Annotated in this window: 15 protein-coding genes; 3 read left to right on the plus strand and 12 right to left on the minus strand. The window is 53.2% G+C overall.

Translation table 11 applies throughout. From position 1 onward, the window contains the following. Positions 1–3 precede the first annotated feature (3 nt). From wcaD to ACMGG3_RS10780, 7 genes are read right to left on the minus strand one after another with little or no spacing between them, the layout of a single operon-like run. Positions 4–1,224, minus strand: coding sequence for a colanic acid polymerase WcaD (gene wcaD / locus ACMGG3_RS10750; RefSeq protein ID WP_020883262.1), 1,221 nt, complete (start codon positions 1,222–1,224; stop codon positions 4–6). Further along, entirely contained in the window at positions 1,199–2,416 is a 1,218-nt protein-coding gene (gene wcaC, locus ACMGG3_RS10755; RefSeq protein ID WP_014170823.1) for a colanic acid biosynthesis glycosyltransferase WcaC, read from the minus strand. Before wcaC ends, wcaD begins: the two co-directional genes overlap by 26 nt. Further along, on the minus strand, positions 2,413–2,904 hold the full coding sequence (gene wcaB / locus ACMGG3_RS10760; RefSeq protein WP_014170825.1) for a colanic acid biosynthesis acetyltransferase WcaB: 492 nt from the start codon (positions 2,902–2,904) through the stop codon (positions 2,413–2,415). The genes wcaC and wcaB overlap by 4 nt, the downstream gene beginning before the upstream one ends. Continuing rightward, positions 2,904–3,746, minus strand: a complete 843-nt coding sequence (wcaA, locus tag ACMGG3_RS10765) for a colanic acid biosynthesis glycosyltransferase WcaA (protein ID WP_014170826.1) — start codon at positions 3,744–3,746, stop codon at positions 2,904–2,906. Before wcaA ends, wcaB begins: the two co-directional genes overlap by 1 nt. A gap of 22 nt (positions 3,747–3,768) precedes the next feature. After that, positions 3,769–5,931, minus strand: a complete 2,163-nt coding sequence (wzc, locus tag ACMGG3_RS10770) for a tyrosine-protein kinase Wzc (RefSeq protein WP_020883260.1) — start codon at positions 5,929–5,931, stop codon at positions 3,769–3,771. Positions 5,932–5,933: 2 nt separating this feature from the next. Next, the gene (gene wzb / locus ACMGG3_RS10775) at positions 5,934–6,377 is read right to left on the minus strand and encodes a low molecular weight protein-tyrosine-phosphatase Wzb (RefSeq protein ID WP_014170828.1); all 444 of its coding nucleotides are present in this window, start codon (positions 6,375–6,377) and stop codon (positions 5,934–5,936) included. Between the two features lie 6 nt (positions 6,378–6,383). Continuing rightward, positions 6,384–7,523 (minus strand): polysaccharide export protein, encoded by a 1,140-nt coding sequence (locus tag ACMGG3_RS10780; protein WP_414149885.1) that lies wholly within the window; start codon positions 7,521–7,523, stop codon positions 6,384–6,386. 692 nt (positions 7,524–8,215) lie between these two features. On the opposite strand from ACMGG3_RS10780, the gene ACMGG3_RS10785 reads away from it, so the two are divergent. Then, positions 8,216–9,799, plus strand: coding sequence for a TerC family protein (locus ACMGG3_RS10785; RefSeq protein ID WP_020883259.1), 1,584 nt, complete (start codon positions 8,216–8,218; stop codon positions 9,797–9,799). A 46-nt stretch (positions 9,800–9,845) separates the two neighbouring features. Here the strand turns inward: ACMGG3_RS10785 and asmA are convergent, their stop codons facing one another. From asmA to udk, 3 genes are all read right to left on the minus strand, one after another. Beyond that, positions 9,846–11,696 (minus strand): outer membrane assembly protein AsmA, encoded by a 1,851-nt coding sequence (asmA, locus tag ACMGG3_RS10790; protein WP_032680627.1) that lies wholly within the window; start codon positions 11,694–11,696, stop codon positions 9,846–9,848. 22 nt (positions 11,697–11,718) lie between these two features. Beyond that, a complete protein-coding gene (gene dcd / locus ACMGG3_RS10795; RefSeq protein WP_020883257.1) occupies positions 11,719–12,300 on the minus strand; it encodes a dCTP deaminase in 582 nt (193 codons plus the stop codon). A 91-nt stretch (positions 12,301–12,391) separates the two neighbouring features. Beyond that, entirely contained in the window at positions 12,392–13,033 is a 642-nt protein-coding gene (udk, locus tag ACMGG3_RS10800; protein ID WP_020883256.1) for a uridine kinase, read from the minus strand. A 343-nt stretch (positions 13,034–13,376) separates the two neighbouring features. On the opposite strand from udk, the gene ACMGG3_RS10805 reads away from it, so the two are divergent. Beyond that, positions 13,377–16,706 carry a diguanylate cyclase gene (locus tag ACMGG3_RS10805; RefSeq protein ID WP_047355807.1) on the plus strand — a complete coding sequence of 1,110 codons (3,330 nt, stop codon included), beginning with the start codon at positions 13,377–13,379 and terminating at the stop codon, positions 16,704–16,706. On the opposite strand, the gene alkA is transcribed toward ACMGG3_RS10805, so the two are convergent. Beyond that, positions 16,671–17,543 (minus strand): DNA-3-methyladenine glycosylase 2, encoded by an 873-nt coding sequence (gene alkA, locus ACMGG3_RS10810; RefSeq protein WP_414149915.1) that lies wholly within the window; start codon positions 17,541–17,543, stop codon positions 16,671–16,673. The genes ACMGG3_RS10805 and alkA overlap by 36 nt on opposite strands. Positions 17,544–17,673: 130 nt before the next feature. On the opposite strand from alkA, the gene yegD reads away from it, so the two are divergent. Beyond that, complete coding sequence (gene yegD, locus ACMGG3_RS10815; protein WP_414149886.1) at positions 17,674–19,026, plus strand: molecular chaperone; 1,353 nt, start codon at positions 17,674–17,676, stop codon at positions 19,024–19,026. Positions 19,027–19,067: 41 nt separating this feature from the next. Here the strand turns inward: yegD and ACMGG3_RS10820 are convergent, their stop codons facing one another. Further along, complete coding sequence (locus ACMGG3_RS10820; RefSeq protein ID WP_414149887.1) at positions 19,068–20,555, minus strand: EAL domain-containing protein; 1,488 nt, start codon at positions 20,553–20,555, stop codon at positions 19,068–19,070. Positions 20,556–20,825: the final 270 nt, after the last annotated feature.

Raw genomic sequence — 20,825 nt, forward strand, 5'->3', positions numbered from 1 at the left:
TCGTCATACGTTCGTAATATTAAGCGCTTTGCGCAAAATAAACGGACAGACAATCAAGAAAGCATATTCCGGGCTAAATATTGACCCGGTAAAAAACAACGACACCGGTGTAAACAGATAAAGCTGCACGCGAAAGTTCTGGTTATCACCAAACGCGTTAATCATCATTTTGAAAACTTTAAACAGATACCACAGTGTCAACAGTACGGCGAACCACGAAAAATAGATAATTAACAGATACAGGCCATTGTCTATGGTTTTACCGACATCCGCACCGTTAAAGATTCCGAATGATGCAACATATTCGTAAAGTGAGCCGAATCTTACTACACCATCGATATGGGTTAAGGAATAACCCACCATCACCAGCGGACCAATGATACGATAATAGGATGACGAGCCTTCGGTTCCCAAATCTCCCAGGCGTTCTGAGATGTATGGGAAGGCAAATATCACGCCAACCATAAATACTGTCAGAGAGATAATCGCCAGCGGCAGTTTTTTCTTAATCGCATCTTTGTTCAGGTACTGGAACGCCCACTCCAGCAGGTAAAACAGGATAAATGTCATTACCCCTGAGAACGATCCTGACAGAACAATTCCTGCAAGAATCATAGCATCGGTCTTAGGGGTTTTGATACCAAACTGTTTGATGCTGAGCCAAATTGAGATTAGTGCCAGAGCAAAAAACGCCGGTTCAAAATAGAGGGCTGTCGTACGTTTTCCGCCAAACTTGATGAAGTTCAATACATAGCTGTTACTGTAAATGAGATATTTCGAAATTATCTCCATCAGGCTACTGCCACCGGTCAAAATAATTTGCGCCATTTCCAGTGCAGCAAGCATAACAATTAACGCAACGGCAATATAAAAGAACCTAAGGATTTTCCGATAATTGTGTGGCGAAATAACCTTGAAACGAATACTCCAGACCATGCCAATAATAATGACGATATAAACAAACAGCATGGTGGAGGTGACGTATTTACTGGCATCCAGAGACTGACCAAAGATGTAGTTAAATAGCGTCAGACCCACGCCCAGCCCCAAGGCCATCATCAGCTTCTTGAGGTTGATTTTGTCGACATACAGCAGAAGCAGAACGGGCAAGAAGGTCACTATGGTTATCGGGAAGCTTTCGCCAAGCTGGGCAATTTTGACGTTGACCAGCAGGTAAATCAGCGGCAGCAGCAGATAACTACAGACTCTGATAGAACGAGACATATTCCTCCAGCATCTGTTGTCCACTGTAGGCCTTGCGGCTGCGGTTGCGGAACGATTCCAGGTCGGTGCCAAAAACGGCCTGCGCGATCTGCGCCTTCGGCAGTTGCACCAGAGGCAGTACCTCATGCTCCGCAAACGTGGTCCCGCCCGATTTTTCCAGCACTTCACGTGCCGCATCGCTGTGGGTGGCAATCACCGGCACACCGATGGAGAGCGCTTCGCACAGGATCAGCGGGTAGTTATCCACGCGCGAACTGAATACCAGCGCATCCATCCCATTGAGGGCACTCATCAGTTTGCGCTTGTCGGTTTCAAACCCGTGATTCACCACGTTAGCCCCTTCGAACGGCGAGAACTTGCCGAAGGTGTGCAGTTCAATCTTGTCACCCAGCGCCATCATGTCGCGCACCAGCTGCTGATTGGTTTTGCCGTCGTAACGCAGGTCATGCGCAACGATAGCGATTTTTGGTTTACCCGGGGTTTCTGCAACCGGGGTAAGTTCGGCCAGAATCGCTTCCGTCGCCACGTCGATACCGTTATTGATGATTTGACAGCGCCCTGCCCCATACAGACTGTTAAAGGCATCGGCAACGTGCTGGCTTGGGGAGATAAACGTACAGCCGAGCGAGAGCATGTCGCGGAACAGCTGGCGCTTTCCGGCCACCAGCTGATGGGCACGATCCACTTTCACCGGCGGGTAGTTGCTCAGCGTCGGGCACTTCTGGCAGTTGCTTTTCCAGCCTTCACACCCGTCGGTAAAGGCGCAGCGACCGGTCACGCTCCAGTGATCGTGCAGCGTCCAGACGAAGCGGGTATCCGGTTTGTGGGCCTGCACCTTCTGGCAAAACGCCACCACCTCTTCCAGGTTCAGCCAGTAGCTGTGAAGCACATGGAAATGCAGTACAACCGGCCCCTGGGAGCGCGTCACGGTGCGATAAAGGGTATTAAGATTGCCAAACAGATCGCGGTTAAACAGGCGGAACAAGGCAATGTTGGCCACGGAAGTCAGGCGCGGCGTGTGCTTATGCACCTGCGGGTAGTTATCGTGGCTGACGCTTTTCTTACCGCCTTTGCCATAACCGTAAATAAAACGAGACTGAAGTCCTTTTTGCAGCGCGCGCTGATGAAGATCCAACGCCACACCGGCCGCCCCGCCCTCTGCGAGACGGACGTTAAATTGCAGAATGTTCATTTGATCACCTTCACGCGGGCTTTCTCACCCACCACCAGCGCGTTATCCGGAATACTGTCCAGCACCACGCTCCCTGCGCCTATCGTGACGTTGTTACCAATCGTGATGTCGCCAATGATGACCACGTTCGCGCCCAGCTCGACGTTATTGCCAATCACCGGGCAGGCCAGGCTGTCGGGCCCACGGTTACCGATGGTGACCGCGTGGCGAATAGTGAAATCATCACCGGCTACAACGAATTTGTTGATCACCACGGCATAACCGTGATGAATGGTAAAACGGCGACCAATGGTGGCAGCGGCCTGAATTTCATAACCAAAAAAACATTCAGTAATGATGCGGTACAGCACCAGCACCGGTGCTGCCCAGAGATTGTTTAAAACATTTTTCTTGCGCCACACCGAGCAAAAATGCGCGATGCGGTACGCCAGAACCATGCAGCACGGGCGCAGGCTCCAGCTGTTAGCGCGGCAATCTTCCAGAAACATTATTTCCCCCGAAGTCCATCAGCCAGACGCTTGCCGTTACGCACGGACAACAACGTGAGCAACGTGCGCCAGTTCATGCGCTTATTGCGGATCTGATAGAGGGTAAACAGCTGATACTTCCGGCTGGCACGGTCGAACTTGTCCTTGTGCTTGCGGTAAAAGTGGAAGTAACCAGAGAATTTCTTCGGCGACGAGGTGATTTGCATCTCCCCGTGATTGATATGCAGGATCTGCGTCGCCTCTTCCACCTTCCACGGCTCGCCATACTCCATCACCATGCGCAGGAAGATGTCGTAATCCTGCGCAGCCTTCAGCTCGGTATCGAACAGGCACTCCTTAAAGCGCCACGCCCAGGTAAAGACCTGATTACCAATGATGTTGCGTTTATAGAACAGGCGGCGTGAGTAAGGCGATTTCGGATACAACGGCAGGCTGGCAGGCTGCGAGTAAACTTCACCCTGACAGACATAGTCGTTGGCATACAAAAACGCATGCGTCACCAGCTGTGCTTTGTGCGACAGGAAGATCGACAGACGGTTCGGCGTCCATTCGTCATCGTCGTCGATGCCGGTCAGATACTGGCCTTTAGCCTGCATAATCGCCTGGTTACGCACCGCGCACGCACCGGAGTTAATCTCGTTGTGCGTGTAAACCACGCGCGGGTCGTTAAGGTCAGTCACAAACTTTTGCAGCTGTTCGTACGAGGAAGAACAGTCATCAACGATGATCAGTTCCCAGTTATCGTAATCCTGTCGCAGCACAGATTTTATTGCGCGGATCGCCAGCTGCTGACGATTCCATGTCGGCATATAAATAGAAACTAAAGGGCGTTGTGTAGTCATGGTCTTCCCCGAAAGCTAACGATTAGTGACTGTCAGACTTGTATTCGTACTCGTAGTAACCGTAGTCCTGGTAACCGGTCGCACGACGGAAGATGGAGTTCAGGATCACCCCTTTCACTTCAATTCCGTTTTGCTCGAAGCGGCTCAGGCTGGTTTCCACTTCCTTCAGCGTGTTCACCGCGTAACGCGCCACCATCAGCGTGGTGCCGGCATGGCGGCCCACAATGGCGGCATCGGTCACCGCCAGAATTGGTGGGGTATCAATCAACACCAGGTCATAGTTTTTGCTCGCCCACTCCACCAGCTCGCTAAAACGTTCACTCATCAGCAGCTCTGATGGATTCGGCGGCACCTGACCACGCGGAATAAGGTCAAACTTCGGCACCGTCGTCGGTTTTGCACTCTGGCTAATCTCACCTTTGCCCAGCAGGATTTCCGACAGCCCGTTGACGTTATTGGTACCCAGCAGTTCGTGGGTATAGCCCTTACGCATATCACAGTCGATCAGCAGCACCCGTTTATTGGTCTGGCTCACCACCGCCGCCAGGTTGGCACAGACAAAGGTCTTACCAATTGACGGGCTGACACCGGTCAGCATCAGAACATTGTTTTTGGCCTGCATCATGGCGAAGTGCAGACTGGTACGCAGACTACGAATCGCTTCGATGGCCAGATCGGTTGGGTTACCCACTGCCAGCAGCTGACTTTGTTTGTAACGCTTAACGCCTTTGGTGGTTTTGACGCTGTCACGCGATTTTTGCCACTCCGACAGCGGGATGCTGGCGTAGACGTTGATACCGCTCTCTTCCAGTGCCTGCGGGCTTTCGATTCCACGGTTGAACAGCGAGCGAAGCAGCACGCCAACGATGGAGAGGATAAGACCCAGAATAATGCTGCCGAGAATGATGAGGGCTTTCTTCGGCTTCAGCACCCCAGGCTGGGTGATGGCCGGGTCAACGATGCGCACATCACCAACGGTACTGGCTTCGGTGATTTTCAGCTCCTGCTGTTTATTCAGCAGCTGCATGTACACCTGCTGTCCGGATTCCACATCGCGGGTCAGACGTACGATTTCCTGCTGCGTTTTAGGCATCGCAGTGACGCGGTCGTTGAGTTTCGCTTTCTCTTCTTCCAGCGTGCGGCGTTTCTCGAGCAGCGTACGGTAGGCCGGGTGACGCTTGGTATAAAGCTTGGAAATTTCCGCCTCTTTGAAGGTCAGCTCGTTAAGCTGCGCATCAATGTTAACCATCGAGTCGAGAACGGATTTCGCTTCCAGCGGCAGGTCGACAGAGTCTTTATCCTGACGATAGGCGTTAAGCTTGTTCTCGGCATCATCCAGACGGGCGCGGACTTCCGGAAGCTGTTTAGCGAGGAATGCCAGGCTTTTCGCTGCTTCAGCCGATTTACGCTCAACGTTCTGCTCAAGATAGTTACGGGTGATGCTGTTGAGGATGTCGCGGATCTGATCCTTATCTTCACCGGTAAAGGTCATGCTCAGGACACCGGTGTCCTTGCCGTTTTCGGTGACGGTCAGGTTGTTCTGCAGATTGTTAATCATTCCCAGCGTGGAGAATTTGGTCACGGTAAATTCACCGCCCTCCTGGGCGTGGATCGCGCTGACCATCATGCTGACACCCTGTTTCGTCAGCATCTGCCCCACCTCACCGCGCGCGCTAAAGCCCGCATCGCTGGTTAACTGGTACTGTTTTGGGCCTAACACCGTCAGGGTAAAGGTCTGATCCGCGCTTCCTTTTGGCAGCACAAAGTCAGTCACTTTGACCGTGTCGTTGCTGCGTCCCATCAGACGGTCCCAGCCGGCACCAAAGATCGGGAAGGTATTTTTGGTGACGGAGATATCAAGGCCGAGGTCGTGAACGGTTTTACCCAGAACCAGGCGCGACTGGATCAGCTGAATTTCCGCATCGGAGGCCGGCGGTTTGTTCGCCAGTGCGGAGCCAATGTCCTGCACCAGCGAGTTACCGGTATTCTGCTCAATCTGCACCAGCGCATCGGCACTGTAGATGGGCGTCGCAAACAGCGTATAGACGACGGCCGCCGCGGCAAACACGGCGGTGATCCCAAGCACCCACCACTTTGCCTCTACGACGGTGCCGACCAGGCGACCAATATCGATTTCATCACTGCCCGAAGTCGGGGCGGCAGAAGGTTTTGTTTTTTCTGTCATTGTTATCCCTGCTGAGCTTTCAGTGCCTGCGCCCACTGACGGGCAGACTGGTCAAGTAAGGTGTATACCGCCTCGAAGGCCTCATGGCTTTTGCGATATGGATCGGGGATTTCGCGTTCATTGTCCCAGTGACCAAACAGCATCACCTTGCCGCGCATCTCCGGTGCGATATCACACAGCGCATGGATATGGCGTTTTTCCATCGTCAGGATCAGGTCATACTCCCGGCACATACGGCCGGTGACCTGACGGGCGATGTGCCCGTCGAGCGAAAGGTTATGATCGCGGGCCACGCTCGTTGCGCGCTCATCGGCACCTTTACCGACCAGCGCACCCAGCCCTGCGGATTCAACGGTCAGTTCGGGCTGGTAGAGTTTCAGCAGCCGTTCAGCCGTAGGGGAACGGCAAATGTTCCCCACGCATACCACCAGAATTTTGTTAAACATCGCGGATTACCAGGTATGAATGTCGCGCGCCGTATCCGTCATGTAGCGAACGCCACTGATGGTTGGCAGCAACTGGTTGATCAGACGGTTCCAGCGGGCAACCGGTGCGGTGGTGACATACACCACATCGTATGGCTGGAGACGGAACTCCGTTGCCATCACCAGAGACGTCGCATCGGACATATCCAGCTGGTAGATGTTGGCAATCTTGCCTTTCGCACTGCCCTCACCTTTCAGCGGACGGATCACGAAGATACCGGTGGCGTTGGAGGTGGTCAGATCAATACCCTCTGCATTACCCAGCGCTTCGGTCAGGGTCATGCCGCTGAAGTCCATTTTGAGGGTGCTCTGTTTCTTAACTTCGCCCATCACGAACACTTTCAGATCGTCATTGCGCGGTACGTAAAGAATGTCGCCCGGATAGAGCAGACGGTTCTGAGTCAGGTCACCGTTTTGCATCAGCGCCTGCAGCGAAATGCGCTGCTCTTTGCCGTTGTGTGTCAGAACCACGTTGCGCCAGTCGGCACCGTCGGTTAAACCGCCGGCGGCGTTAATGGCATCCAGAATGGTCAGCGGTACGTTGGTGATGGCCTGTTGACCGGATTTATTCACCTGTCCGGAGATATAGGCTTTTTGCGAGCGGAATGCGGCGATATTAACGTCCACCTGCGGATCGGCGATGTACTGCGCTAAGCGGCCGGTAATATCACTGCGGATTTCGGCGAGCGTTTTCCCGGCAACGTGTACCTTGCCAATATAGGGATAGAACATGGTGCCGTCTGACTGTACCCAGTTACCGGTGTCGCTTGAGCTACGGTACTGGCCCGCTGGTGTGGTCAGTTCAGGGTGGTCCCAGACGGTGACGTTGATGACATCACCCGGCCCCACGCGGTACTGGTAGGAGGCAATCTCCTGATCCAGAGACATATTTGGCTGAGCAACATTCGGACGTGGACGTAATTGTTCGACCAGACGTGGCGTGAGTGGATAAACATTCACCATTTTGTCGAGATCAAAATCGGCATCCTGCTGCTTGATCACATCCTTACCCATTGTTGACATATTGCTGCCGGGAAAGACCGTACAACCACTCATCAAGGTCACAGACACCAATAATGGCATCAATTTCATTTTGGATTTCATCATTGATTATTTATCACTTTGGCAGAGTAATTATCCTGTGCAATTTAAAATAAGCCGGGTCGTATTGGGTTTCAGCATGCAGTTAATCAAATAGAAATATAACTGGCATCAGTCCTAAAAAAAGCTTATTCATCCATTGGCTATTGACAGAATAATCGAGGCTGATTCACACGCTTTCAGGCACGCTACCGCCCTTGGCTTTCAGTTACCAATCCACTGACTAAACAATGTGTTATGGATAGACACCCTCTTGAACAAGGTCTTCTGGAAATATATCAGCCGCAAAAACGCCCGACGGATAATCAATAACCATTCCTGAAGACCGAAACAATAATAGCAACAAGGAGATTTAACATTTGATGCTGGAGGAATTGTTGCAGCTAACCTAATAGCAGGCAAGGAGACAACTGTCCTAATAACTGTTTTTAAGATTAATATTAAGAGCAAAGTTTTGACCTTTTAGGATTTTCTTTATATTGACAAAGCAACAATAAAAACCATTAATTGCGATATATCCTAAAATGTACTGTGCGTAATAAAATATACGTAATTACCTTATTTACAGCGCCAGCGTATTGCTCTCTTTTTGTTCGGCCTTATTAAGAGAAATCTCAGCCCGGCATTGCAATTTCCCGCCGCTTTATCCATGATCGAAGTGTGACATTCGTCATATAACAGAAGGTATTGCTATTACTATGGAATGGATTGCCGATCCATCAATCTGGGCCGGACTGGTGACGCTGGTTGTCATCGAATTGGTGCTCGGTATTGATAATCTGGTCTTTATCGCCATCCTCGCCGAAAAACTGCCCCCTTCTCAGCGTGACCGCGCTCGCGTAACGGGCCTGCTTTTGGCGATGGTGATGCGGTTGCTGCTGCTGGCCTCTATCTCCTGGCTGGTCACGCTGACACAGCCTCTGTTCTCCGTTCACGGCCTGAGCTTCAGCGCCCGTGACCTGATCATGCTCTTCGGTGGGTTGTTCCTGCTGTTTAAAGCGACGGTTGAACTTAATGAGCGGCTCGAAGGCAAAGACAGTGAAAACCCGACCCAGCGACGCGGGGCAAAATTCTGGCCTGTGGTGGCGCAAATCGTGGTGCTGGATGCCGTCTTCTCACTGGACTCGGTGATCACCGCCGTCGGGATGGTTGACCACCTGGCCGTGATGATGGCCGCAGTGATCATTGCCATTACGCTGATGGTGATGGCAAGTAAAGCCCTGACCCGGTTCGTTAACAGCCACCCGACCATTGTTATTCTCTGCCTGAGTTTCCTGCTGATGATTGGCTTTAGCCTGGTGGCAGACGGGTTTGGATTCCACATTCCGAAAGGCTATCTGTATGCCGCCATTGGTTTCTCAGTAATGATTGAAGCGCTGAACCAGCTGGCGATATTCAACCGTCGCCGTTTCCTCTCAGCGAATCAGACGTTACGTCAACGCACGGCCGACACGGTCATGCGCCTGCTGAGCGGGAAAAAAGAGGATGCGGAACTGGATGCGGAATCCGCCGCGATGCTTGCCGATCACAGTGACGGGCTGATCTTTAATCCGCAGGAGCGACTGATGATTGAGCGAGTGCTCAATCTTAATCAGCGGACGGTCAGCAGCATCATGACATCACGGCATGACATTGAGCATATCGACCTGACGGCACCGGAGGAGCACATTCGCGCCCTGCTGGATAAAAACCAGCACACCCGCGTGGTTGTCACCGGTGGTGAAGAGGAAGAGGAGTTGCTGGGCGTGGTGCACGTCATCGACCTGCTGCAACAGCAGCTGCACGGTGAAGCACTCAATCTGCGCGCTCTGGTGCGCCAGCCGCTGGTCTTCCCTGAAGGACTGCAGCTGCTTTCTGCCCTTGAGCAGTTCCGTAACGCGCGCACTCACTTTGCCTTTGTGGTGGATGAATTCGGTTCCGTTGAAGGACTGGTCACGCTCAGCGACGTCATGGAAACCATCGCCGGTAATTTGCCCAACGAGGTGGATGAGATTGATGCGCGCCACGACATCCAGAAAAATGCCGACGGGTCGTGGACGGCGAACGGCCATATGCCGCTGGAAGACCTGGTGCAATATGTGCCGCTGCCGTTGGATGAAAAACGCGAATACCACACTATTGCCGGTCTGCTGATGGAATATTTGCAGCGTATCCCGCAACCGGGAGAAGAGGTTCAGGTGGGCGACTATCTGCTTAAAACGTTGCAGGTTGAGAGCCACCGTGTACAGAAGGTGCAGCTCATTCCACTGCGGGATGAAGAAGAACTGGACTATGAGGTTTAGTGAGTTGTTTTGCCCGGTAGCATGTGCGCTACCGGGCGCTCGGGCATCAAAGCTTATCTAACAGCTTCTTCACATCCTTCCCTGACTGTGAATCTTTATTCCGATCCGCCCAGTCGTTCAGACGACGTTTCGCTTCGTCCTGCAGATGTTTGCGCAGGATCTGATCCACCTGAAGGCTGTAATTCAGCGCCTGCCATTTGCCATAGACAGTGAGCGGAACCGGCGTCTCTTTAAGGAAGTCGATCAGTTTACTTTCACCCTGCCAGCCGGAAAGTACCCGCACGTTAAATCGGGTATCCGCCGTCTCTTTCACCAGATCCAGCTTACCTTCACCGGTTAACGACAGGAGTGAAGAGGTTCCCTGCATTCCGTCGAGGGTGAGCTGCCCGTTATCCAGCGTCAGGTCAGTGGTAAAGCTGTCGAGGCGCGTTGCGCTGTCGTAGTTTTCCTGGGCTTTGACATCACTGCTGCGCTCCACCGCCTGCTGCACCAGCTGCTGGAAATTAAGCCCTTCCATACGGGAATCTTTCAGATCAAGATGGGCCTGCCCCTGCCATTCGCGGCGGAAAGCCTCAGCATCAATCTTCGTCCCCGAGAAGTCACCCGCCAGCGTCAGTTGGCCCGTTAAGGAGATCGGGTAATTAAAGGCTTTAAGGATGGTACCAATCTCAACGTTGTCGAGACGCGGCTGGAATTCGGCGCTGGCCGTCTCTTTACGCACGTCCAGCGTGCCCGGCAGAGAAAGATGTCCGGCGCCCATTTTGCCGCTCAGTTCGGAGATCACCAGCAAACCGTTATGGTTAAACATCTGGCTGCTCACGTCGGTAAAATCGATACCGCGCCAGCGCAGGCTGTTAGCTTTCAGTAAGATATCGGCCGTGAATCCACGCAGACCGTTATAGTCTGGCTGATCAAGACTCGAGGAGATGACCGGACGCGGCTTGGACGGCTGGCTTTGCCCATTCTGAGCGGCGTTACCGTCGGTTGCACCCGCTGGCTGAGGCGGAAGTAAGTTCTCCAGATTGAGCTTGTCAAACTGCAGATTCATTACCCACTTCGGCTTCTCCTCAAGCGTGACGCTCGCCTGCCCTGTCAGACTGCTGTCATTCGCCTGCAGATTGAGGTTATCCAGCTCAAGCTGTTTTTGCTCTTCGCGCCACACGGCCTGCAGCGTTCCCTGACCGGTGATCCCCTGGGCAGGAAGATCGGCTCCCGTCAGTTGCCAGTTCAGTTGCTGAATATCCGCCGTGAGCTGATGGGGGTAATCTGAGGCATTTACGTTGGCGTTCAGCGACAGATTCAGATCGCGCTGATCGCGGTTCAGCCTTCCGCTAAACTCCAGCGAGGCAATATGATGGGCGTCCTGCTCCATCTTCAGGTTGATGTTACGGACGGTTACCTGCTCGTCGGACTCATGCTGGAAAACCAGCACGCTGTCGGCGACTTTCAGTTTGGCTATATCAAATGACCAGCCCGTATCCGTCGGCTCGTCGGGCAGCGTATTTTCCCGCGGGGCGACCGGCGCATCCGAGTCACGCACGGCTTCAGTTTGCGGCGTCAGCTGAATCACCGCCCCTTTCAGCATCACCTGGTCGACCTGCAACTGGTGTGAAAAGAGCGGGATCAACGCCACATCAAGACGCATGTTATCGGCAGAGACCAGCGGCTGGGAGGCACCCGGCGCGGTTAACGACATGCGGCCTGAGAGAATGCTGAGTTGCGGCCAGACGTGCCAGCGCAGCGGCCCATCAAGCTTCAGTTGATAACCACTACGCGCTTCGACCTGCCGCACCATGTAAGCACGGAAATCATTAGGGTTAACAAGCAGGACTAACGCCGAAAGGCCAGCAACCAGAACCACCAGCAAAATCATCAGCGTTGTCAGAACTCTTCTCATAGCATCCTCAGTGGACTAACGATCAGTCTTTATCAATACGGCTCGCGACCGCACCCTGCTGGTCGCGATATTTAGCGTCCTGACGGCGGTTATAAGGACGATCTGCCGGACCGGTTAGCGGTTCAAAGCTCAGCGCACCGATCATCATCCCTGGACGCAGTGCCAGAGGCAGTTTACCGGCATTGAAGAACTCGAGCACGATACGGCCCGACCAGCCTGGATCGATACGGTGCGCGGTCACGTGAACCATCAGCCCCAGTCGCGCCAGAGAAGAACGGCCATCGAGCCAGCCGACCAGGTCCGCAGGCAGCGTCACGGATTCATAGGTCACCGCCAGCGCCAGTTCACCCGGATGCAGATAAAAGGCTTCGCCCTCGTCAATAACGATTTCATCACTCATCACGCGATCAAGTGCGGCGCTGACTTCATCCTTCGGCCCGCTAAGGTCGATGAACGGTGCGGTATGGCCGCTAAAGGTGCGGAATTTATTTCCCAGGCGCACATCAACAGTCACACCATTGATACGTTCCACGGGTGGACGTGGTGTAATAGACAGACGGCCTTCATCCAGCCAGGCTTCAATATCGCGATCACAAAGACGCATCGCACTTTCTCCTTTCATGCATCGTACCCTGAAGCCATAAAGACTCAGGGCAAAACCAGGTTATCCCTGAACGGTACACAATTCGCGCGGCTTATTCAAAAAACTGGCTGATTTTCGCTTTTAAGATATCAATGGCTATGCGGTTTTTACCGCCGCGAGGCACGATGATATCGGCGTATTGCTTGGATGGTTCAATGAATTGCAGGAACATCGGGCGGACAGTTTTCTGGTATTGCGCCATCACGGAGTCCATCGAACGTCCACGCTCATTCACGTCACGCTTAATGCGGCGCATCAGGCAGATATCCAGCGGCGTATCGACGAAAATCGAGAAGTTCATTGATTCACGCAGACGGGAGTCGGTCAGAAGCAAAATACCTTCAAGGATAATGACCTTCTTCGGTTCGATACGGATCGTTTCCTGCGTACGGGTATGTTCTACATAACTATAGACGGGAAGTTCAATTGCCTGGCCGCTTTTAAGTGCTTCTAAATGCTGGAACAGTAAGCTGTGATCCATCGCATTAGGATGGTCATAGTTAGTTTTTACGCGTTCTTCCATCGACAGATGGGATTGATCTTTGTAATAGCTGTCTTCGGGAATGACGCCGATATGCTCATCACCAACTTGTTCACGCAGTTCGCGGTAAAGCGTACTGGCAATAAGACTTTTACCTGAAGCCGATGCGCCGGCGATGCCTATAATGACGCACTGATGAGACTTATCAGTCATAAATTTAGCGACCTGATTAACCTGGATGTTAAGGAAGGACGACGCCGGAGCGTCAAACGCGGCAATTATAGGGATTTCGCGGGCATGATACCAGTCGAAAGCGCAGGTTCTGCGAGACAGGGTGAAAAGCGACGAAATGATCCCTTTGTGAAATTTAAACGCACGTTTTTTCAGCGTTTGTCGGGGATTTTTTACCGAGTAACTATTTAATAAGTCTATGATGTCAAATTATGAGCAGTCGCCATATGAATTGTAAATTGTTTGTACTAGCATAAACCAAATTATCAAATTCACTCGTCCGGACTTCTCTCCTGACGGCATGGCGTCTCTGGATAAAGCGGTAATGAATAAACAATACCAGCGGGTTTTGGTTACCACCCCACATCCTTTATTGCGACTTGTCTGTCTGGGCCTGGTCACCTTTATCTTTACCTTATTTTCGCTGGAGCTGACCCGTTTCGGCACCCTGCTCGCCCCGCTCTGGTTCCCTACCGCCATCATGATGGTGGCCTTTTACCGTCATGCAGGAAAGATGTGGCCGGGTATCGCCCTGGCCTGCTCGTTTGGCAATATCCTGGCCGCGTGGATGCTTTTCTCCTGGTCGTCGATCAACCCGACCTATACCGCTATCAACGTGGTTGAAGCCGTGATTGGCGCGGTGTTACTGCGTAAACTGCTCCCGTGGTATAACCCCCTGCAGAATCTGAATGACTGGATCCGTCTGTCCATCGGCAGTGCGCTGGTGCCACCGCTGGTTGGCGGGGTGCTGGTGTATCTTCTGGTGCCGGGTCCGGAGCCGCTGCGTAATTTTCTCGTCTGGGTGTTATCAGAAGCCATTGGTGCGCTGGCGCTGGTACCGTTAGGGTTACTGTTTAAACCACATTATCTGCTGCGTCACCGCAACCCAAAATTGCTGCTGGAAACGCTGGCCACCATGGCCGTGACGCTGGCTCTCAGTTGGATGGCGATTACCTGGCTGCCGTGGCCCTTCACCTGCGTTATCGTTCTGCTTATGTGGAGCGCCGTGCGCCTGCCGCGAATGGAGGCGTTTCTGGTGTTTCTGGTCACCGTAATGATGGTCTCGCTGATCATGACGCGTAACCCTGTATCCATGACGCCGCAAAACCTGCTGGTGACGCTGAACGCGCCCTGGCTGCCCTTTTTAATGATGCTGTTGCCGGCCAATATTATGACCATGGTGATGTATGCCTTTCGCGCCGAACGCAAACATATCACCGAAAGTGAAGCACGTTTTCGTAACGCGATGGAGTATTCCGCCATCGGCATGGCGCTGGTCAGCATTGAGGGGCAGTGGCTTCAGGCCAATAAAGCCCTGTGTAACTTCCTGGGATACAGCCAGACGGAGCTTCAGGCCCTCACCTTCCAGCAGTTAACCTGGCCGGAAGATTTGAATACCGATCTCGAACAGCTGGAGCAGTTGGTCAACGGCGACATCAACACCTACACCCTTGAGAAGCGTTACTACACCCGCAATGGTGAAGTGGTCTGGGCCCTGCTTGCCGTCTCCGTGGTGCGCCACACCGACGGTTCACCGCTCTATTTTATCGCCCAGATTGAAGATATTAACGACCTGAAGCAGACCGAGTGGGTCAATAAACGCCTGATGGAGCGCATCACCCTCGCCAACGAAGCGGGCGGTATCGGCATCTGGGAGTGGGATCTGGAGCCGGACATTATCAGCTGGGATAAGCGGATGTTTGAGCTGTATGAGATCCCACCGCACATCAAGCCCACCTGGCAGCTCTGGCACGAAACGATGCTCCCGGAAGACCGCGCTCACGCTGAAAAGGTGCTCCGGGATTCCCTCATTTCACGTTTGCCGTTTAAGCTTGAGTTCCGCATTCGTGTTAAAGAAGGCGTGCGCCATATACGCTCTCTGGCGAACCGGGTACTGAACAAACAGGGTGAAGTCGAACGCCTGCTCGGCATCAACATGGACATGACCGAGGTGAAGCAGCTCAACGAAGCGCTGTTCCAGGAAAAAGAGCGTTTGCACATTACCCTCGATTCCATCGGCGAAGCGGTGTTGTGTACCGATATCGACATGAATGTCACCTTTATGAACCCGGTTGCCGAGAAAATGAGCGGCTGGCTGCAGACCGAGGCTATCGGGCAGCCTGTCCTGAAAGTGTTGCACATCACCTTTGGTGAAAAGGGACCGCTGATGGAGAATATTCACAGCGGCGATATGTCTCGTTCCGATATAGACCAGGACGTGGTGCTGAACTGCCGTACCGGCGGCAACTACGATATCCACTACAGCATCACCCCGCTCAGTACGCTGGACGGGCAGAACATTGGCTCCGTGATCGTGATTCAGGACGTGACGGAATCGCGCAAAATGCTGCGTCAGCTCAGTTACAGTGCCTCGCACGATGCCCTCACCCACCTCGCAAACCGGGTCAGTTTCGAAAATCACCTCAAACGGCTCTTACAGACCGTACAGGAGACACGCCAGCGTCATGCGCTGGTGTTTATCGATCTCGATCGTTTTAAAGCCGTCAACGACACCGCAGGCCATGCGGCGGGTGATGCTCTGCTGCGGGAGCTTTCGTCATTAATGTTGACCATGCTCCGTTCCAGCGACGTGCTGGCTCGTCTCGGCGGGGACGAATTCGGGTTGTTGCTCCCGGACTGCAATATCGAAAGCGCGCGTTATATTACCGGCCGCCTGATTAACACCATCAATGACTATCACTTTATGTGGGAAGGACGTCTGCACCGGATCGGCGCCAGCGCGGGTATCACTCTGATTGATGAAAATAACCATCAGGCTTCAGAAATCATGTCGCAGGCGGATATCGCCTGTTACGCCTCGAAAAACAGCGGACGCGGTGTCGTCACGGTTTACGAACCCCAGCAGGAACGGGACCACGGCATGCGCAGCATGATGTCGCTTGATGAGCAGTGGCACATGATTAAAGACAATCACCTGATGATGATTGCCCGCAGCGTCGCGTCTCCACGGATACCGGAAAGCTGCAACTTCTGGCTGATTTCATTACGCCTGTGGACCAGCCAGGGCGAAGTGCAGGAAGAGCATGCGTTCCGCTCCGGACTTGCGGAGCCTGAACTGTTGCACGCCCTTGACAGACGTATCTTCAACGAGTTTTTCCGCACCTCCGCCGCACAGGTCGCCCACAAAGGCATGGGGGTCGGGCTTCCGCTGTCTGAAGCGGGTTTAGCAAGCGTCACGCTGGTTGATGAACTTGTCGACCTGCTGGAGAAGAGCCCCATGCCGGGCCGTCTGCTGCATCTGGTTATCGCTGCCGACGTGGTATGTAACCCGGATGAGAACCTGCAGCAGGGCCTGCAAAAGCTTCGCCATGCTGGCTGCCGTGTCGTGCTCAGCCAGGTGGGACGCGATATGAACGTCTTTAGCCACCTCAGCGCCAATATGGCCGATTATCTGATGCTTGATACGGAAATGGTGACGAATGTTTATGGCAACCTGATGGATGAGATGATGGTGACGATCGTTCAGGGGCACGCCCAGCGCCTGGGCATGAAAACCATCGCCGGTCCGTGTAACCAGCCCATCATGATGGACACGCTCTCCGGCATCGGCATTGATTTTATTTACGGCGACACCATCGCCGAGCCGCAGCCGTTGGATCTACTGCTTAATACCAGCTATTTCGCCATCAACTGATGGCGCCCAGCCATCGGTATACCAGATGTGCAGCAACGCATACGAGCGCCAGGGCTGCCAGCGCTGGGCGTAGCGCCGAATTTGCGCAGGCGTCATCCCGGCAAAACGTTGCTTAATCAGATAATCATCCGGCAGAAAAACGTCCTTCGCCTGCCAGCCGCGCAGGGCCAGGTAGTTTGCCGTCCAGCGTCCTATTCCGGGCCGCTGCTGTAAGGCCTTCATTCCCGCCTCAATATCCGCAGGAGGGGAAAGCGGAAACGTCCCGTCCACCACAGACTGAGCCAGATGAACGATCGACTCCGCCCGCTTTACCGGCATTCCAAGCGCTTTCAACGCCAGCGGGTCCGCTGCGGCCAGCGCGTGCGGGGTCGGGAAGCAGAGATAACCCGGGGCGTCTTCAACCGGCACTCCGCACAGGGCGACAACGCGGGAAGCCAATTTTGCCGCCATCGCCACGCTAACCAGTTGCCCGAGTATCGCCCGCACACCCTGCTCCCAGGCATCCATCGCCCCCGGCAACCGTAAGCCTGGCCGTGCGGCCCCCAGATCCCCCAGTGTCGAGCGGATCGCCTGAGGATCGCAGCCAAGATCGAAAAGTCGCCCGATACGCTCAAGGCAGGTCTGCGCAACCGGAATCAAGCCCGGGCTGAGCGTCACGGTAAGCGTAGGGGTTTGGCTGTCCGGCGTAACGCGAAATATCCCCTGATGCCCCTCACAGGCGAAACTGCGCTCGTAATAGTGGTCCGTGACGGTCTCTACGCCCGCTACCGCACGTGCGCCAAGGAAACCAAACATCCATTGCCAGTCGTAAGGGGGTTGCCAGGTCAGGGTATACATCATCGCTCCTTTTTTGTTCCCCTCAGCATAAACCGAAAGGCCTTGTTTCGCCTTGCTTTCATATTCCTGTTGTCGCCAGGCAGACATTTCGCTAAAGTCTCGCCCCTTCTCACTGGCATGGGGATTAATCGTGTTTATTGGATTTGACTACGGTACGGCAAACTGTTCGGTTGCCATTATGCAAAACGGGCAACCACAGCTCCTGAAGATGGAAAAAGAGAGCACGCTGCTGCCATCAATGCTCTGCGCACCCACTCGCGAAGCGGTCAGCGAATGGCTGTTCCGTCATCATCAGGTGCCCGCTACCGCGGCGGAAACCCAGGCGCTGCTGCGCCGGGCGGTCAGTTTTAACCGCGACGAAGATATCGACGTGACCCCTTCCAGCGTGCAGTTTGGCCTCTCATCGCTGGGCCATTACATTGACGATCCGGAAGAGGTTTACTTCGTTAAATCACCGAAATCGTTTCTGGGCGCCAGCGGGTTAAAACCACAGCAGGTGGCGATGTTCGAAGACCTGGTGTGCGCCATGATGCTGCACATCCGTAACCAGGCGCAGACCCAGGTACCCGATCCCATCACGCAGGCCGTTATTGGTCGCCCGATCAACTTCCAGGGTCTGGGCGGTGAAGAGGCTAACCAGCAAGCGCAGGGGATCCTCGAGCGCGCCGCACACCGAGCCGGTTTCCGTGACGTGGTCTTCCAGTATGAGCCGGTTGCGGCAGGACTGGATTTTGAAGCCACATTAACGCAAGAGCAACGCGTGCTCGTTGTGGATATCGGCGGGGGCACCACCGACTGCTCTTTACTGCTGATGGGGCCACAATGGCATCAGCGTCGTGACCGCGAAACCAGCCTGTTGGGCCACAGCGGCTGCCGCGTAGGCGGTAACGACCTGGACATTGCTCTGGCATTTAAAAGCCTGATGCCGCTGCTCGGCATGGGCGGACAAACCGAAAAAGGCATTGCCCTGCCAATTCTGCCCTGGTGGAACGCCATCGCCATCAACGACGTTCCGGCGCAGAGTGATTTTTACAGCATCGCGAACGGGCGCTTCCTGAACGATCTGGTACGCGACGCGCAGGACGCGGATAAAGTCGCCCTGCTCTATAAAGTGTGGCGTCAGCGTCTCAGCTATCGCGTGGTGCGTACCGCTGAAGAGAGCAAAATCGCCCTCTCTGACCGTGCTGAACACGCTGTCTCATTACCTTTTATCAGTGATGAGCTGGCGACCGCGATATCGCAGGAAGGGCTGGAAACGGCACTCGCCCAGCCGCTGCAGCGGATCCTCGAGCAGGTGCAACTGGCGCTGGAGAATGGTAAAGAGAAGCCGGATGTGATTTACCTGACCGGCGGTAGCGCCCGTTCACCGCTTATCAAGAAAGCGCTTGCGGAACAGCTTCCGGGTATTCCGATTGCCGGTGGCGATGACTTTGGCTCTGTAACGGCAGGTCTGGCCCGCTGGGCACAGGTGATGTTCCGTTAAGCCCCGACGGAAGCCCTCGAAATGCGCAGGGCTTCCGTCGTTTACAGCGCGTTAAAACGCGCATTTTCCTTTTTACCTGGCAGCACGCTGCCCTTTTTGCATGCCGCTTCTCGTGTCGTCGGCTGGCTTTGCTCGACAAATCGCCGGAAATCAGCGAACGGCACCGGGGGCAGGAAATGATACCCCTGCAGGTAATCCACCTGTTTGCTGATAAGCCACTCTCGCTGATAAGCGTACTCCACCCCTTCCGCCACGGTACGCAGCCCCAGAATCATCGCCAGATTAATAATCGATTCCAGCATCGGCAGCGGTTGGTTATCAGCCTGGATAGCGTTGATAAAGGTCTTATCAATTTTTATGACATCCAGTTCGAGTTCATTCAGATAGCATAAATTCGCGTATCCTGTACCAAAGTCATCCAGAGCAAACATCACCCCGCGATTACGCAGTGAACGGATCAGTTCTTTTATTGCAGGCGTCACGGCCAGCGTTTGATTTTCGGTGATCTCAATCATGAGCTTCACCGGTAACGATTCTGTCAGCTCTAAAAAATTGAGGCACTCCCAATAAAATACCGGGTTACTTAACGTGGTTGGACTGACATTAAACGCCACAAACAGCGGTGTATTTAACCCGTTATTCTTTTGCTTTAAGTCACTGGCAACTTTATGCATTAAATAGCTGGTGAGTTCGTTAATCAGGCCACAGCTTTCTGCCAGCGGAATAAATTCTCGCTGCGAAATCGTGTAATTATGCCCTAATGGCCAGCGGGCCAAAATCTCTATACCACACAGCTCACCACCTGCACCGACAACGGGTTGATAATAAGGTAAAATTTCATCATTTTTGAGTGCCAGACTCAGGCGCCCCGCATCATTATTATCATAACTACGCCCGGTGGATTTGCGCATTAACGTACTGTTCTGCCCCACATCTCTTTCAGTCAGGAAACCATTGCGGATAAGAAAAATAATAGATTCAATAAAATTTTTAAAACCAAGCCTGTGCGTTATTTTATCCCGGTAGCGATACAGGGATTTTGTGGTCAATGAATTTGCCCGGCAGAATTCGGCCTGCCCCTCTTTCGTCATCATGGCATTAAGCATGTCTGCCTCAAATTCGGTTAACGCGAAAACGTCCAGCTCATCTGATTTTACGCGTGATTCCGGTTGCGGGGTGGTCATCAGTATACGCGTGAGTATATCGATGACGGTCGTATAATGCAGTGTTACATCAATTGAGGTACTGTATTCATAGCCTCGATTAATACACTCATTTTCGCTCACCCTGAGAACAACGCTGTTTACCATGATAAACTGGCTACTGTTACGATGTAGCCATTTCTTCACCAGGAAAAAGGGCATCCGGTTATCAACAATTAACAGACAGGAGTTGTATTGCTGAAAAGAAAGGTCTGACTCTGAAATAAATGTCTGACTGTCGACCAGTACCAGATTAGGCAAAAAAGCCCTAAGCCCGGCGAAAAGATAAATGTCATAACTGAGCAGGAAGACCTTTTTCTTATTCATAATAATCACCATCACGTTTTCATTGTAAAACGCAGCCTTCCCGAACAGGAAAGTGTATTCACAATTGACCTGGTATTCACATAGACTTAAGGTAAAACAAATAAAATGCCTTTAGATTGCATAGTGTGTAGTAGCTCATCCCCCTTGCAATAAAACTGAGCGCAGGGGAAATGATAAGAATATTCTTGCTGTATCGGTAGCGAATTCTGAGGTCCGAAATGAGTACAAACTTATGCGCTTATATTCACATTCTGACAAACTCTAGTGATA

Origin of the sequence: Enterobacter sp. BNK-18 (assembly GCF_047456135.1) — a bacterium.
Classification (GTDB): domain Bacteria; phylum Pseudomonadota; class Gammaproteobacteria; order Enterobacterales; family Enterobacteriaceae; genus Enterobacter; species Enterobacter ludwigii.

Coding starts and splice junctions, on each gene's coding strand:
- wcaD (WP_020883262.1), bottom strand. CDS start 1,224: ATGTCTCGTTCTATCAGAGTCTGTAGTTATCTGCTGCTGCCGCTGATT.
- wcaC (WP_014170823.1), bottom strand. CDS start 2,416: ATGAACATTCTGCAATTTAACGTCCGTCTCGCAGAGGGCGGGGCGGCC.
- wcaB (WP_014170825.1), bottom strand. CDS start 2,904: ATGTTTCTGGAAGATTGCCGCGCTAACAGCTGGAGCCTGCGCCCGTGC.
- wcaA (WP_014170826.1), bottom strand. CDS start 3,746: ATGACTACACAACGCCCTTTAGTTTCTATTTATATGCCGACATGGAAT.
- wzc (WP_020883260.1), bottom strand. CDS start 5,931: ATGACAGAAAAAACAAAACCTTCTGCCGCCCCGACTTCGGGCAGTGAT.
- wzb (WP_014170828.1), bottom strand. CDS start 6,377: ATGTTTAACAAAATTCTGGTGGTATGCGTGGGGAACATTTGCCGTTCC.
- ACMGG3_RS10780 (WP_414149885.1), bottom strand. CDS start 7,523: ATGATGAAATCCAAAATGAAATTGATGCCATTATTGGTGTCTGTGACC.
- ACMGG3_RS10785 (WP_020883259.1), top strand. CDS start 8,216: ATGGAATGGATTGCCGATCCATCAATCTGGGCCGGACTGGTGACGCTG.
- asmA (WP_032680627.1), bottom strand. CDS start 11,696: ATGAGAAGAGTTCTGACAACGCTGATGATTTTGCTGGTGGTTCTGGTT.
- dcd (WP_020883257.1), bottom strand. CDS start 12,300: ATGCGTCTTTGTGATCGCGATATTGAAGCCTGGCTGGATGAAGGCCGT.
- udk (WP_020883256.1), bottom strand. CDS start 13,033: ATGACTGATAAGTCTCATCAGTGCGTCATTATAGGCATCGCCGGCGCA.
- ACMGG3_RS10805 (WP_047355807.1), top strand. CDS start 13,377: ATGAATAAACAATACCAGCGGGTTTTGGTTACCACCCCACATCCTTTA.
- alkA (WP_414149915.1), bottom strand. CDS start 17,543: ATGTATACCCTGACCTGGCAACCCCCTTACGACTGGCAATGGATGTTT.
- ACMGG3_RS10820 (WP_414149887.1), bottom strand. CDS start 20,555: ATGAATAAGAAAAAGGTCTTCCTGCTCAGTTATGACATTTATCTTTTC.